Origin of the sequence: Oceanobacillus saliphilus, from assembly GCF_023522835.1 — a bacterium.
Lineage (GTDB): Bacteria > Bacillota > Bacilli > Bacillales > Amphibacillaceae > Oceanobacillus > Oceanobacillus saliphilus.
Genome location: NZ_JALCZU010000010.1, coordinates 16,371 through 31,012 on the forward strand (window position 1 = coordinate 16,371; position 14,642 = coordinate 31,012).

Below are 14,642 nucleotides of genomic sequence, written 5' to 3' on the forward strand. Positions count from 1 at the left end.
ACGCGCGTTTTATTTTATACAAATAAAACATAATAAAGGAGATTGTCTCTATGTCACGTTATACTGGATCCGTCTGGAAAAAATCACGTCGTCTTGGCATTTCATTAACTGGAACTGGTAAGGAATTGGATAAACGTCCTTACGCTCCTGGTCAACATGGACCGAACCAACGCAAGAAAATTTCTGAATATGGCTTGCAAATGCAAGAGAAGCAAAAATTACGCTTCATGTATGGATTAAACGAACGTCAATTCAAAAACTTGTTTGTTAAAGCTGGTAAAATTAAAGGTATCCACGGGGAAAACTTCATGATCTTACTTGAATCCCGCCTAGATAACCTTGTTTACCGTCTTGGTCTTGCACGTACTCGCAGACAAGCGCGTCAGCTAGTAAACCACGGTCACATCACTGTTGATGGCAGCCGCGTGGATATTCCATCATACGCTGTAAAACCAGGTCAAGTTATCGGTTTACGTGAAAAATCACAAAAACTTGATATCGTTAAAGAAGCTATGGAAGTTAACAGCTTCGTACCTGAATATACAACTTTTGATGCTGAGAAATTCGAAGGAACTTACACTCGCTACCCTGAGCGTTCTGAACTTCCGGCAGAAATTAACGAACAACTTATCGTTGAGTTCTACTCTCGTTAATCAAGTTGCCTAAAATTATTTATAAATCCCCTCAAATCGATGATTTGAGGGGATTTTGTTTGTTGTGTTTGAAGAGTGCCTGTATTTGCAGCCTGGTTTACTGTTCAACAGACTCATGGAACGCTTTTCTCGTCGCGCCACATAATCCATGTTCTTAACAAAGAAACCGCAAGTGAAATCAATATCGATTTCACTTGCGATTCGGAAAACTTCTAATGCTTTGTTGTTGTTATTTATAACTAACTAGGAAGTATTTTTTCTTCCCGCGTCGGACAATCGTAAAGGTATCTTCAATACGATCCTCTGCTGTCAGAACATAATCTATTTCCTGCACTCTATCTCCATTTATATATACTGCTCCATTTTTTACGTCTTCCCTTGCCTGTCTCTTCGATGACGAAATAGAACTGTTCACTAATAGGTCTATTAAACCAATATCTGCTTTTTCCGCTTGATACGTCGGTACGTCTTTAAATCCTTGTTTGATTTCTTCAACAGATAATTGTTTTAAATCCCCGCTGAACAACGCTGCTGAGATTTTCTCTGCCTGCTCCAATGCAGCTTCACTATGAACGGTTTTCGTCATTTCTTCTGCAAGTCTTTTTTGAGCAACACGGTTTTCCGGTCTATTGGCAACTTCCTCTTCTAGAACGCTAATTTCTTCAACAGAGAGGAATGTGAAGTAGCGCAAGAATTTAATAACATCCCGATCATCTGTATTGATCCAGAATTGGTAGAATTCATATGGTGATGTTTTCTCCGCATCAAGCCACACTGCATTGCCTGCTGTTTTTCCAAATTTAGTACCATCAGCTTTTGTAATTAATGGAACGGTCAGACCAAATACTTTAATTTCTTCATCAACATTTTCTCTGGATCGGCGAATTAGCTCCATTCCAGCGGTAATATTTCCCCATTGATCACTTCCACCGATTTGCATTGTACAGTTTTTCTTTTCATATAATTTGAGGAAATCGAGTGACTGAAGAATCATATAACTGAATTCAGTATATGTAATTCCTTGTTCGATGCGTGCAGAAACAGACTCTTTTGCAAGCATATAATTGATTCCGAAATATTTTCCTGCATCACGAAGAAAATCAATAACCGTCATGCTTCCCAGCCAATCATAGTTATTTATTGATTGAACTGGATTATCCTCTGCATCGAGGTCGACCAGTCTTCTGATTTGTTCCTTTATTTTATCAGCGTACCCTTTAACAACCTCACTGGTATTTAAAGAACGTTCACTTGATCTCCCGCTTGGATCACCAATCATTCCTGTCCCTTGACCTATAAGTGCAATTGGTTTGTGCCCTGCCTGTTGAAATCGTTTCAGCATTGTCAGTGGAACTAAGTGCCCGATATGCAGGCTGTCGGCTGTCGGATCAAATCCACAGTACAATGTAACCTGATTCTCTTGTAAATGTTTCTCCAATCCTTCACGGTCCGTTGTTTGATGTATCAAGCCACGACTTTCTAAATCCTGTAAAATATCCACATTACCACACTCCATCTTATTTTTAAAATCAAAAAAACCCGTCCCCCTATCAATAGATAAGGGACGAGTTTAACACGCGGTACCACCCTTGTTGCCAATAATGGCCACTTGGGATTGTTAACGATGTCTCCACCGTTCTTCTGTAATAAACGATACATTTATCCGAGAAGAAATGCTCCAGACTGTAATTCACCCGCAAATTTATACTGGCTTGCACCTACCGCCAGCTCTCTTTCATAGGGATTTGCGAAGTTACTGCGATCTTTCATAGCAAGTTGTTTCTATACATTACATTTATAGCACGTTTGTAATCTAGTTGCAACATAAAGTTATGGGAAAATTATACAACATAAAATACACTTATGCTATAATTATATAAGAATTTTAGGGGGTTTACAAATGAATTTTAAGGAAAAGTTTCTATTATATATGGAAAAGTTTAAGTCATTATGGAAAACAGGAAAAATTCAGCGTTCTTCCAGAATTACGTATGATGTTGTTTGGAATGTGATCCTATTCTTTATCATAATTGGGCTTGTCTTATTCATATTTGTTGGAGGTATTGGTGCTGGTTATTTTGCATCACTCGTTAAGGACGAGCCTCTCCGTAGTTATGAAACGATGGCAAAGGATATTTATGATTACTCGGAAACTTCCAAGCTCTACTTTGCTGATAATGTCTATTTTGGTGATGTGAGATCTGACATTTATCGTGAAGAGACAACATTGGATGATATTTCCCCGATTCTACTACAGGCCGTCATAGCAACAGAAGATGAATATTTCTCCGAACATAACGGCGTTGTACCAAAAGCAATATTGCGTGCCGTCGTTCAGGAAGTTACAAACTCCTCCGTACAGACCGGTGGTAGTACGTTAACACAACAGCTGATTAAAAATCAGATCCTTACAAATGAAGTATCCTTTGAGAGAAAGGCTAAAGAAATTCTGCTTGCAATGCGACTGGAGCAGTTCTTTGAAAAAGATGAAATCCTGGAGGCTTATCTAAATATCATTCCTTATGGTCGTAATTCTTCTGGCAGAAACATTGCAGGAGTCCAAACCGCAGCACAGGGGATTTTTGGAATAAATGCAGATGAAGTCAATATTCCTCAAGCCGCATATCTTGCAGGGCTTCCGCAAAGTCCTTCAGCATATACGCCATTTGTTAATACGGGGGGATTAAAGGATGAGTCAGGAATTCAACCCGGATTAAACCGAATGCAAACTGTACTGAACCGGATGTATGATATGGAATATATCACAAAAGAAGAATTGGACGAAGCTTTGGCCTATGATATCGTTGCCGACTTTAAAGAGGATGAACCTTCGCCAAACGAAACATACCCGTACCTTACTTTTGAAATAGAAAAAAGAGCAAAAGCTATTATAAAAAATATTTTACTTGAACAAGATGGCTATACTTCCGAAGATTTACTAGATAACGACGAGCTCAGTGAAGAATATGATATTCTTGCTGACCGAGCAATGCGAATGAATGGCTACGAAATTCATTCAACAATTGATAAGGAAATATATGATGTATTTCAAGAAATTGCCAAGAATTATCAATACTACGGAAACGACAGAACGTTTACGAAAACAAATGAAAATGGAGAAACATATGAAGTTACCGACATTATCCAGACCGGTGGCATGTTAATCGAAAACAGTACCGGTAGGATTATTAGCTTTGTTGGTGGACGGGGACATCATGAAGGATCAGAACTGAATTACGCTACACAGGCATATCGGTCCATCGGCAGTACGATAAAACCATTGCTCGATTATGCGCCTGCAATGGAAAAAGGTGTTGTTCAGCCAGGTACCCCTATTGCTGATTATGACAGATCATATGCGATTCCTGGTCAGGGAAATTGGGAGCCGAAGAACTATGGTGGTGGTTATTACGGCATCGTGAGTGCCCGAACTGCTTTTGCTAATTCCTATAATATCCCTGCTGCCGATACGTATTTGAAAATAATCGATGATGATCCAGCGACACAATACTTGAAAAAGATGGGCATCACTTCTTTAACACCTGGTGACCATAGTAACCTGTCACTGTCTCTCGGTGCAATGGCTTATGGTATAACAGTTGAAGAAAACGTAAATGCCTTTTCTACATTTGGTAATAACGGGAAATTTGCGGATGGTTACATGATCGAAAAAATTACGACAAAAGATGGTGAAGTTGTTTACGAACATGTACCAGAGCCTGTTGAAGTATTCTCACCACAAACGAACTACCTGACAGTGGACATGATGCGGGACGTCATTTCGAATGGTACTGCAGGCTATGTCAATTCGCAACTTAAACATAGTGGTGTAGACTGGGCAGGAAAAACAGGAACATCCAACGATTACCACGATGCGTGGTTTGTAGCAACAAATCCAAACGTAACATTTGGAACATGGATCGGATATGATACACCTTATCCGATTAATCATCCCTATTCAATATCTTATAGCCAACGAAATCTCAAACTTTGGTCACAGCTCATTAATGCAGCTGCAGATATAAGACCAGATCTCGTTGCACCAACAGATCGCTTTGAACGTCCGGACGGAATTGTGGAAAGGAGCTATTGTGCTATTTCTGGAATGCTCCCTTCCGAGCTATGTGAAAAAGCCGGACTCGTTAAAACAGACATATTCAATTCCAAATTCGTACCGACGGAAATCGATGATAGTTTAATAACCGGAAACCAGGTCATTGTAGATGGCAAGTCCGTAATGGCAGGACCGAATACACCTTCTGAGTTTGTAGTAGGAAATGGACTTACGTTTAATCCGGATTGGCTTGCGAGAAATGGTTATGATGAACTTTCCGACCTAACAAAACTGTATCCAAGAACAGAGCGGGAGAAATGGGAAAAAATTGGTATCCCTTCAAGTAAGATTGGAACTAGCAATCGTATTGAAGATGACGGGAAGGCTCCTGATGCACCAACATCTGTGAAAAAAGAAGGAAACAATTTGACTTGGACAAAACCAGGAAGTAAAGATGTGGTAGGCTATCGAGTCTATCGCTCGGATTCTCCTGGTGGAAATTTCAAACTGATTGGGAGCACAACATCTACCAATTACGGAATTGGCAATGGCAATGCTGTTTACACGGTTAAAGCCGTTGACTATTTCGGTTTGGAATCGAAGGCATCCAGTGAAGTTATTGTTGGAGAGACGCCAAAAGAAGAAAAAGAAACACCAGATCAAGAAGAAGACAATGATACGGAAGAAACTTCTGCGGATGAAGAAAGTTCCAATGAAAACAATTCCGAGGAAACAAATTCGGATGAAGCAGATGATGAAGAAGACAATGGCGGATCCAATGAAGATGACAGTAACGATGAGGAAGAAAATACAGACGATGAAGAAAGTTAATCTTATTAAAAGAGGGAAGCCACCAATGGCTTCCCTCTTATTAATGTAAAAAGTAATCCATAAATCAAACTATTTTCACAAAATACTAAAAATAATAAGAAATTTGCTGTATAATGGAAAATGTAAGCGCATCATAATCAGGTGGTGAACAAATGGAACATGTAAAAACATACAATTCGATTACGTACAAAACAGACCTTGGACCAATTGTTATTGAGGGGCCACTGGAATCTGAAGAGATGAAAAAATATCATTTTCATGAACAACTAACTGCTTTTAGACCTGCTAACAAGCAATTCGAAGCGCTTTTAAGTATCGCTGATTTTCCTGAAGGTAGAATTCTCATAGCTAGAACAGAGGACACCATAATTGGCTATGTGACATACTTACATCCAGATCCTCTCGAAAGATGGTCAGAGTTCAATATGGTTGATTTAATTGAATTAGGTGCCATTGAAATGATACCGGCATACCGTGGGGCGAGAATAGCATCGAGTCTTATCAAGGTGTCCATGATGGATGAATTTATGGAAAATTATATCGTTATTTCCACTGAATATTATTGGCACTGGGACTTGGAAGGAACAAAACTCAGCATATGGGATTATCGCAAAGTAATGGAAAAAATGATGGCTGCTGGAGGTTTGCTTCCTGCTCCAACTGATGATCCGGAAATTATTTCACATCCTGCAAATTGCCTCATGGTACGTATCGGAAAAAATGTACCGGAAGAATCAATTAAACAATTCGATAAACTTCGCTTTTTGGCAAGACATAATTATCGAAATATGAGAGAGGGATTATAAGATGCTGGTTGAGGACATTATGAAAACGGAGGTAATCACCTTACCTCCAACTGCTACGATAGCAGACGCATTGATGCTTCTGCAGAAAAATAGAATAAGACATCTGCCAATCGTGAATGAAGATAACCATGTGATCGGCATCGTTTCTGATCGTGATGTTAGGGATGCGAGTCCTTCTACTTTTATTAAGGATGCAGACAGCAGTGAACTGAAAAATGAAATCCAAACGATCATGAGTCAACCCGTTATTACAATCCACCCGATGGATTTTGTTGAAGAAATAGCAGCTATTTTTTATGATAAGGAAATTGCCTGCCTGCCGGTCGTCAGCAATCATCAACTGGTAGGAATTGTCACTGAAAAAGATATGCTTTATACATTAATACAGCTTACTGGAACACATGTTCAAAGCTCTCTAATTGAAGTGAAAGTCCCCCATCGACCGGGTATTCTCCCTGAAGTAGCAGCTATCTTTGGTAAGCGCAAAACGAATATTGTCTCTGTTCTGATCTATCCTTATAAAAGTGATCCAGATTATAAAATACTCGTCTTTCGTATCCAAACCCTAAATCCAATGCCTGTTATCCAGGACCTGCGCGAAGCTGGTTATCAGCTATTATGGCCAAATAATATTGCGGAGCCAAGACGATGAGCTGCAAAACCGGCTTCGTATTTTCGGATGATTTCCTAACCTATCACTTTAATAACGAACATCCTTTCAATCAAAAAAGAGTTCTGCTTACAAAGGAATTATTGGAAAGGAATGACACACTAAATAGCAAGGATATCATCCCTCCCAGAATGGCATCTGATGAGGAACTTCAGCTCTTTCATGATCATGATTATGTGGAAGCCGTCAAACGCGCAGGCAGAGGTAATTTAAGCGAGGAACAAGGTTTTGAGTATGGATTGGGAACCGAGGATACACCCATTTTTCCGAACATGCATGAAGCAAGCAGCTATATCGTTGGTGGAACATTGACTGCTGTTGATGAAGTACTGACTGGAAAACGGGATCATATGTTAAATCTTGGCGGTGGTCTGCATCATGGATTTGAAAGAAAAGCAGCTGGGTTTTGTATATATAATGACAGTGCTGTAGCAATTAAATACATTCGCAAAAAGTACAATCTCAAAGTTCTATATGTAGACACGGATGCACATCATGGCGATGGCGTTCAATGGGCATTCTATGATGATCCGAATGTCTGTACATTCTCCATTCATGAAACCGGAAGATACCTCTTCCCTGGCACTGGTAATGTAAATGAACGGGGCATCAAGCAAGGTCATGGGTACTCCTTTAATCTTCCTATTGATGCGTTTACACAGGATGAATCTTTTCTAGAACTTTATGAAACCGCATTGAGGGAGATTGCCGAATTTTTTAGACCGGATGTTATCGTTACCCAAAATGGTGCTGATGCGCATTGTTTCGACCCTCTCACACATCTATGTGGTACGATGAATATTTTTGAAAGGATCCCCCATCTTGCCCATGAAATTGCACATCAATATTGCAATGGCAGATGGATTGCTACTGGTGGCGGAGGTTATGATATGTGGAGAGTAGTACCTCGTGCCTGGGCACAGGTTTGGAATGTAATGAAAACAGGTGAGCCCGCAAAAGGAGCTCTCCCTAAAGAATGGTTAGCAAAATGGCAAGCCGAATCGCCCATCAACCTACCATCCTTTTGGCACGATACCGAGGAGGCTAACCAGGTGATTCCAAGAAAAGCAGAAATAACAGAGAAAAACAAGCAACTACTGCTAAATCTCCTAAAGTATACAAAAACAATTAGCTAAACAATCTATCATATTTATTCTATTAAAGGGAATATCTTATTTTCAAAATGAAAAAGGAGCTGATTAACTTTCAGCTCCATCTTCATTACTACTTTCCAGAATGACAATTTCAACCCGACGGTTCTTACTCCAATTTTCCGGCGACGTATTTGGTACCAGTGGTTTTATATCAGCATAACCAGCCGTAGAAAAACGGGCAGCATCAAACTCATTTTCACGAATTAGATAGCGGACAACACTGCTTGCCCTTGCACCTGATAGTTCCCAATTAGAAGGATAACGGTAATTGGAGATGGGACGTGAATCGGTATGTCCTTCCACTTTAATATTATTTGGAATATCCTGCAGCAAAGATCTGACTCTATCGAGAAATGGCTTACCCTCTTCCAGAATATTAGCTTCACCAGAAGCAAATAAGATACTTTCCTGAAGTACAAGAACAACTCCTCGTTCCGTTCTATTTGCAGAAATGACATTATTCAAATCGTATTCATCCAAATAATTTTCCACGTCTGTCACTAATTCAGTCAGAGAATCTACTTCATCTGCCGGCTCATCTCTATCCGTTGTATTATCCATTTGTGTTGGGGTATCAAATTCATTGCTCATTTCTCCGCTTTCCATATGATCCGTGCTTTCAGTCGGATTCTCCATCGGTACCGGAGATGGGAAAAAATCAAAAATCATGCGATTTTGAAATGATTCTGATATCGCATCAAATTTAACTTGATCAATCTGTGACACAGAGAAAAGTAAAATGAAAAAAACCAATACAAGTGTGACCATATCAGAATAGGTAACCATCCATTTCGGAGCACCTTTGCTTGTTGTACGTCTTATTTCTCTACGCTTCATTAACGCTCTCCCCCACGTAACCTGCTGCGTCTTCAGCTTCATTCTTGCCCTTATAATCTTTTGGCAGGAATGCACTTAGTTTTTCTTCAAGAATCCGCGGGTTCTGACCTGACTGAACGCCAATGATTCCCTCAATTATTATCTGTTTCGTAAAAACCTCTTCCTCGGTTTTAGCTTCCAGCTTCGCAGCCATTGGAGTAAAAACGAGATTGGCAAGTACGGTTCCATATAGCGTAGTCAGAAGTGCGACTGCCATGCTCGGACCTAATGTACTGGGATCTGAGAGGGTATTCAGCATAAGGACAAGTCCAATTAATGTTCCAATCATTCCCCAGGCAGGTGCATACTCTGCCGCTTTTTCTATCAATAATCTTCCTTTATAATGTCTGTCTTCCATTGCGGTGATTTCAGCGTTCAAAATATCAGTAATCACTTCCGGTTCAATTCCATCAACCGCTAGCAGTATTCCTTTTTTTATAAATGGCTCCTCCACATTTTCCAGTTCATTTTCTAGCGCCAGAATACCTTCTCTTCTTGCACGCTCGGACAATCGAATAAACAGATTGATAAGCCCGGCCAATTGCATATCATTTTTGTGAAAGGCTTCCTTCAAAATTGTCCCTGTTAATTTTATTTGTTCCATTTTGAAGGTAATCAGCATGGATGCGATCAGGCCTCCGATTACGATAAAAATGGCTGGAATATCGGCAAATGAAGCAACACCCTCTGTGCCACTGTTAGAAATAATTGCCAACATAATCATAATAAAACCTAAAGTAATGCCAATTGGAGTCAATAGATCACGTTTTCTCATATTAGTTATCTCCCCATAGATCTGCTTAACAAAAAGAGTCCATAATGTTACCTATGGAGACGATTGTCATCTCAACAGTTAAGGTAACATTTGAACACTATTTGATTTACTATTTATATCGGCATTATTTTTCGGATGTTGAGTTTCTGATCTCAATACGATGTGGTAATACAACATTTTTATCATCGACTTGTTCTTTGTTCATGTATTTAGTCAACAGACGCATGGCTACTGCACCAATGTCATAAGTTGGCTGGACAATCGTCGTGAGTGTTGGTCTGACCATCGTCGCCAACCTCGTATTATCAAAACCGAATACTTCAAGATCTTCAGGGACTTTTAATCCTCGGTCCTGTACACCATGAATAACTCCCAATGCAATTTCATCATAAGTGACAAAAACGGCTGTAGGCTTATCATCTAAAGCAAATAACTTTTCCACAGCTTCGAGTCCCGTTCGATAATCATACGCTCCTTTAAATATATAGTCTTCATTGATATCAATATTGGACTCTTTCAATGCCCGAATATAGCCATTATATTTTAGCGCATTGACACTGGATTCTGTTTTGCTCGCTACCAATGCGGGGTGTTTGTGACCCTTTTCGATTAGGTGCATCGTTGCCTCAAAGGCTGCGAGTTCATAATCGATGTTGACGGTTGGAATCGTATCAGTTGGGTCATATGTAGATGCAAGCACAATTGGAACAGAGGACGTTTTGAATTGATGGATATGCTCATCTGTAATATTGCCACCCATGAACAGAATCCCATCAACCTGCTTTTCAAGCATCGTATTGATCAACTGGAGTTCCTTATCTTTATTCTGATCGGAGCTGCTTAAAATGATATTGTATTTATACATAGTTGCGATATCCTCGATTCCCCGAGCAAGTTCAGAGAAAAAGATATTTGAAATATCTGGGATGATCGCTCCCACTGTCGTTGTTTTTTTACTGGCCAATCCTCTTGCTACTGCATTTGGACGATAGCCTAAGCGTTCAATTGTTGCCAATACTTTTTTTCGTGTTGTCGGTTTAACATTCGGGTTGCCGTTAACAACACGTGAAACTGTAGCCATGGAGACGTTCGCTTCTCTTGCTACATCATAGATCGTTATGTTCATCTGAAGTACCTCCTAATAGTATACAAATCGATTCTTTTCTATATGATACTCTACCATGAAAAAAATTACAAAATTTTATACCACAAAATAGTGCTGCACCTCGAAAATCGATGGAAAAACAGCACTTCTGTGTATAAAAGGAAGGCAACCTGTCAAAAAGCTGGACCAAGTGCCTTCGCCTGCACGTATGCATTGTAAGTATGTTTATACATCCGCTAAAAAATGTTCACTATGTTATTGCCGCTGACTATGTAAGAATGAACGGCTGATCAATAGATGACCAGCCTTCACCTGCTACTTCAAGCGATTTTCCAATGACTTAATGTCTTCAAAGAATTTATCAAACGTAGGAATATCCATTTGCTGAGCAGAATCCGATAATGCTACAGCTGGATCCGGATGAACCTCAGCCATTACTCCATCTGCTCCAATAGCCAAGGCTGCTCTGGCAGTAGGCAGAAGCAAGTCACGACGACCTGTTGAGTGCGTAACATCAACCATAACAGGAAGATGTGTTTCCTGTTTCAGGATAGGTACTGCAGATATATCGAGCGTATTACGGGTTGCTTTTTCATACGTTCTTATTCCGCGTTCACATAAAATGATATTTCCATTTCCACGTGAGATAATATATTCTGCTGCATTGATGAATTCAGAAATTGTTGCTGATAGGCCACGTTTTAATAGTACTGGTTTGTTTGTATCACCAGCAGCTTTCAGCAATTCAAAGTTGTGCATGTTTCTCGCGCCAATTTGGATGACATCGATATAGTCAATCGCTTCTTCGATATGTGCTGGATTAACGATTTCACTGATGACGGCTAAATCATATTCATCTGCAACGCGTTTTAAAATTTGCAAACCTTCAACACCAAGACCTTGGAAATCATATGGTGATGTTCTTGGTTTAAACGCTCCACCACGCAGTAATTTCAAACCTTTGCTTTTTACAGATTCAGCTACAGCAGCGACCTGTTCATAGCTTTCCACTGCACATGGTCCGAATACATAACTCGTATGCCCGTCACCAACTTTTTCACCTTTAATATCAATAACAGTATTCTCCGGTTTCTTTTTACGCGAAACTAGTAATGCTTTGCTGTTATCATCTTCCTGAAGTTCAAGACTGGCTTTAAAAATTTCTTTAAAAATATGCTCAAGTGTCGCATTCTGGAATGGTCCGTTATTTTTTTCTTTAATTTTATCAAGCATTTCTCTTTCACGTACTGGATCGAAACGTTTAATGCTCTGCTTCGTTTTTAACTGACCGATTTGCTGATTCAGCTCGGCACGACGATTAATCAATTCAAGAATTTCCAAGTTCACATCGTCTATTTGCTTTCTTAGCTGTTCCATTTCATTACTCATTTCCTATGCGCCCCCTGATACAAATTTTAAACATAAACATTTTTTAATAATTAGTGACAATTATAGCTAAAATTCTTTCATTTGTCATCATTAAGTTTATAATTAGATAGATATAATTTTACATAATATCATTCCAGCCTAGAGAAAGGGGTGCTTAAGTATGAGTGATGTTGTTTTTGCGCTCGATATTGGCACACGCTCCGTAACAGGTTTACTGCTTGAAAAACAGCAAGATAAATTTGCGGTGATAGATTACTATATAAAAGAACATACGGAACGCTCCATGCGGGATGGGCAAATACACAATGTACTGGCCGTCTCAGAGGTTATTAAACATGTAAAGGATAAACTTGAAAAACAATCAGAAACTGTTTTAAAGAGGGCCTGTGTTGCCGCAGCCGGGAGGTCATTGAAAACCGTGGTAGCAGCTGCTGCTATTCCCCTACATCAACAACCCATCACCAATAATGAAAAAATAAAACATTTGGAACTGTCTGCTGTACAGGCTGCCCAGATTAACCTTGCCAGCCGGGAAAATAATAATGATTATACGAACTATTATTGTGTAGGATATTCGGTACTACAATACACGCTGGATAATGATCAAATAGGTTCACTTATTGACCAGAGCGGTGATGAGGCGTCGGTTGAAATCATTGCCACATTTCTTCCAAAGGTTGTTGTAGAATCTTTGCTTGCAGCATTGACAAGAGCAGATCTTGAGATGGAAGCCCTCACATTGGAGCCAATCGCAGCTATCCATGTCCTTATACCGGAATCTATGAGACGCCTTAATGTGGCCCTTGTAGATGTTGGTGCAGGCACAAGTGATATTGCTATTACAGACAAAGGAACCGTTGCAGCCTATGGTATGGTTCCTGTAGCAGGGGATGAAATAACCGAAGCAATCAGTGATCTTTATTTACTTGATTTCCCACAAGCGGAAGAAACGAAGCGTAGAATCGTAAATGATGGAGAAGAGACGGTAGCGGATATTCTTGGTTTTGAGTCCGTTATCACCTATGATACACTCGTTCAAGATATTTCGGATCACGTTAATAAGCTGGCGGCAGCCATCGCAGATGAAATCATGCAGTTAAACGCTAAACCTCCCCGGGCCGTAATGCTCGTCGGTGGTGGAAGTTTAACTCCAAATTTAACAAAGTCCCTTGCCCATAAGCTGGATCTTCCCGAAAACCGTGTTGCTGTAAGGGGAAGTGATGCCATACAGAACCTCATTAAAAATGAGCTTATTCCTCAAGGTCCGGATTTTGTAACTCCTATTGGAATTGCCATTGCTGCTAAACAAAATCCCGTCCATTATGTCAGTGTACGGGTTAATGAGCAAATGGTTCGGCTGTTTGAAATGAAGCAGTTAACTGTTGGAGACTGTCTCATCCAGGCAGGAACTGATTTGAATAAATTGTATGGAAAACCTGGAATGGCCGTGATCGTTAAAGTGAACGACCAGGATATAACCCTTCCAGGCAGCTTTGGAGAAGCACCAGTTATTTATGTTAACAACAAAAAGGCCCACCTCGAAAATTTAGTGCATAGCGGTGACGAAATACAAGTTATACGTGGAAAAGATGGAGCGGCATCTAGCGTAACATTGGAAGAACTTATCGGGGAAGCTCCAGCAATGACTGTCTTCTATAACAACAAACCGTACCAACTGCACGCTTCTTTTTATGTGAATGGTCAGTTAAAAACAAAAGATTATGTCATAAAAGATAATGACATCATCGTTTGGAAACAGAGCCACACGATTAAAGAATTCCTGTTTACAACAGTTACAGAAAATATAACGAGCGCCAAGCCTTTTACAGTACTGGTAAACAACCGGAAGCTGTCGATTGATAAAGGTGAAACTCACATTTACTTAAACGGGGAAAAAGTGTCCGCGGACAATAACTTGAAACACAATGACAAATTGAATGTGACTTCGGCAAGTGCGCCTGCCGTTTCGGATTTGCTTCATCAGCTGGATAAAAAATCAACTAGTATCATGAAAGTAACCTTTAATGGGCAACCTGTCGAGTTGAAACAGAAACTGCTTGTGCTTACACGTGGGAACGAAGAATTAGAGCTAGACAGTATATTAAAATTAAATGACGAACTTGTGATGAAGGAGGTCAAAGCAATTCCTTTTATCTTCCAGGATATATTTCGTTACGTAGAAATTGACCTATCCCGTGTGAGCGGTAACTTTAAACTATATAAAAATAATGAGGAAACTTCATTTGATGAAGAAATCAATACGGGAGATGTTCTGGAAATCAGATGGGATAGAGAAAATAACACCTAACTTCCTCGAATGACAGGATTT

Annotated in this window: 11 protein-coding genes and 1 other annotated feature; of the genes, 6 read left to right on the forward strand and 5 right to left on the reverse strand. The window is 39.8% G+C overall.

What is annotated here, in order from left to right; translation table 11 throughout:
- Positions 1-50: 50 nt before the first annotated feature.
- Positions 51-653, forward strand: a complete 603-nt coding sequence (rpsD, locus tag MN204_RS15625; RefSeq protein ID WP_249872021.1) for a 30S ribosomal protein S4 — start codon at positions 51-53, stop codon at positions 651-653.
- A gap of 229 nt (positions 654-882) precedes the next feature.
- Here rpsD and tyrS read toward each other — a convergent pair whose 3' ends face one another.
- A complete protein-coding gene (tyrS, locus tag MN204_RS15630; RefSeq protein ID WP_249872022.1) occupies positions 883-2,154 on the reverse strand; it encodes a tyrosine--tRNA ligase in 1,272 nt (423 codons plus the stop codon).
- Between the two features lie 56 nt (positions 2,155-2,210).
- Positions 2,211-2,432: a binding site (T-box leader), on the reverse strand.
- A gap of 121 nt (positions 2,433-2,553) precedes the next feature.
- Between tyrS and MN204_RS15635 the strand changes: the two genes are divergently transcribed.
- The 4 genes from MN204_RS15635 to MN204_RS15650 all read left to right on the forward strand — a co-directional run bounded on the left by MN204_RS15635 (position 2,554) and on the right by MN204_RS15650 (position 8,150).
- Positions 2,554-5,538 carry a transglycosylase domain-containing protein gene (locus MN204_RS15635; protein WP_249872023.1) on the forward strand — a complete coding sequence of 995 codons (2,985 nt, stop codon included), beginning with the start codon at positions 2,554-2,556 and terminating at the stop codon, positions 5,536-5,538.
- Between the two features lie 152 nt (positions 5,539-5,690).
- The gene (locus MN204_RS15640; protein ID WP_249872024.1) at positions 5,691-6,344 is read left to right on the forward strand and encodes a GNAT family N-acetyltransferase; all 654 of its coding nucleotides are present in this window, start codon (positions 5,691-5,693) and stop codon (positions 6,342-6,344) included.
- A 1-nt stretch (position 6,345) separates the two neighbouring features.
- Positions 6,346-6,996 carry an acetoin utilization AcuB family protein gene (locus MN204_RS15645; RefSeq protein WP_249872025.1) on the forward strand — a complete coding sequence of 217 codons (651 nt, stop codon included), beginning with the start codon at positions 6,346-6,348 and terminating at the stop codon, positions 6,994-6,996.
- On the forward strand, positions 6,993-8,150 hold the full coding sequence (locus MN204_RS15650) for an acetoin utilization protein AcuC (protein ID WP_249872026.1): 1,158 nt from the start codon (positions 6,993-6,995) through the stop codon (positions 8,148-8,150). Before MN204_RS15645 ends, MN204_RS15650 begins: the two co-directional genes overlap by 4 nt.
- Before the next feature lie 63 nt (positions 8,151-8,213).
- Here the strand turns inward: MN204_RS15650 and motS are convergent, their stop codons facing one another.
- From motS to MN204_RS15670, 4 genes are all read right to left on the reverse strand, one after another.
- Positions 8,214-9,005, reverse strand: coding sequence for a flagellar motor protein MotS (gene motS, locus MN204_RS15655; protein WP_249872027.1), 792 nt, complete (start codon positions 9,003-9,005; stop codon positions 8,214-8,216).
- A complete protein-coding gene (gene motP, locus MN204_RS15660; protein WP_249872028.1) occupies positions 8,995-9,819 on the reverse strand; it encodes a flagellar motor protein MotP in 825 nt (274 codons plus the stop codon). The genes motS and motP overlap by 11 nt, the downstream gene beginning before the upstream one ends.
- Before the next feature lie 124 nt (positions 9,820-9,943).
- Positions 9,944-10,945: a catabolite control protein A gene (gene ccpA, locus MN204_RS15665; protein ID WP_249872029.1), complete on the reverse strand. Its 1,002-nt coding sequence runs from the start codon at positions 10,943-10,945 to the stop codon at positions 9,944-9,946.
- Positions 10,946-11,239: 294 nt separating this feature from the next.
- Positions 11,240-12,313 carry a bifunctional 3-deoxy-7-phosphoheptulonate synthase/chorismate mutase gene (locus MN204_RS15670; protein ID WP_249872030.1) on the reverse strand — a complete coding sequence of 358 codons (1,074 nt, stop codon included), beginning with the start codon at positions 12,311-12,313 and terminating at the stop codon, positions 11,240-11,242.
- A gap of 160 nt (positions 12,314-12,473) precedes the next feature.
- Here MN204_RS15670 and MN204_RS15675 point away from each other — a divergent pair, with 160 nt between their 5' ends.
- Positions 12,474-14,621, forward strand: a complete 2,148-nt coding sequence (locus MN204_RS15675) for a cell division protein FtsA (protein ID WP_249872031.1) — start codon at positions 12,474-12,476, stop codon at positions 14,619-14,621.
- Positions 14,622-14,642: the final 21 nt, after the last annotated feature.

Excerpts from the sequence above, each read along its gene's own strand:
- ccpA (WP_249872029.1), bottom strand. The coding sequence starts at position 10,945 with ATGAACATAACGATCTATGATGTAGCAAGAGAAGCGAACGTCTCCATG.
- rpsD (WP_249872021.1), top strand. The coding sequence starts at position 51 with ATGTCACGTTATACTGGATCCGTCTGGAAAAAATCACGTCGTCTTGGC.
- motS (WP_249872027.1), bottom strand. The coding sequence starts at position 9,005 with ATGAAGCGTAGAGAAATAAGACGTACAACAAGCAAAGGTGCTCCGAAA.
- motP (WP_249872028.1), bottom strand. The coding sequence starts at position 9,819 with ATGAGAAAACGTGATCTATTGACTCCAATTGGCATTACTTTAGGTTTT.
- MN204_RS15650 (WP_249872026.1), top strand. The coding sequence starts at position 6,993 with ATGAGCTGCAAAACCGGCTTCGTATTTTCGGATGATTTCCTAACCTAT.
- MN204_RS15640 (WP_249872024.1), top strand. The coding sequence starts at position 5,691 with ATGGAACATGTAAAAACATACAATTCGATTACGTACAAAACAGACCTT.
- MN204_RS15635 (WP_249872023.1), top strand. The coding sequence starts at position 2,554 with ATGAATTTTAAGGAAAAGTTTCTATTATATATGGAAAAGTTTAAGTCA.
- MN204_RS15670 (WP_249872030.1), bottom strand. The coding sequence starts at position 12,313 with ATGAGTAATGAAATGGAACAGCTAAGAAAGCAAATAGACGATGTGAAC.
- MN204_RS15645 (WP_249872025.1), top strand. The coding sequence starts at position 6,346 with ATGCTGGTTGAGGACATTATGAAAACGGAGGTAATCACCTTACCTCCA.
- MN204_RS15675 (WP_249872031.1), top strand. The coding sequence starts at position 12,474 with ATGAGTGATGTTGTTTTTGCGCTCGATATTGGCACACGCTCCGTAACA.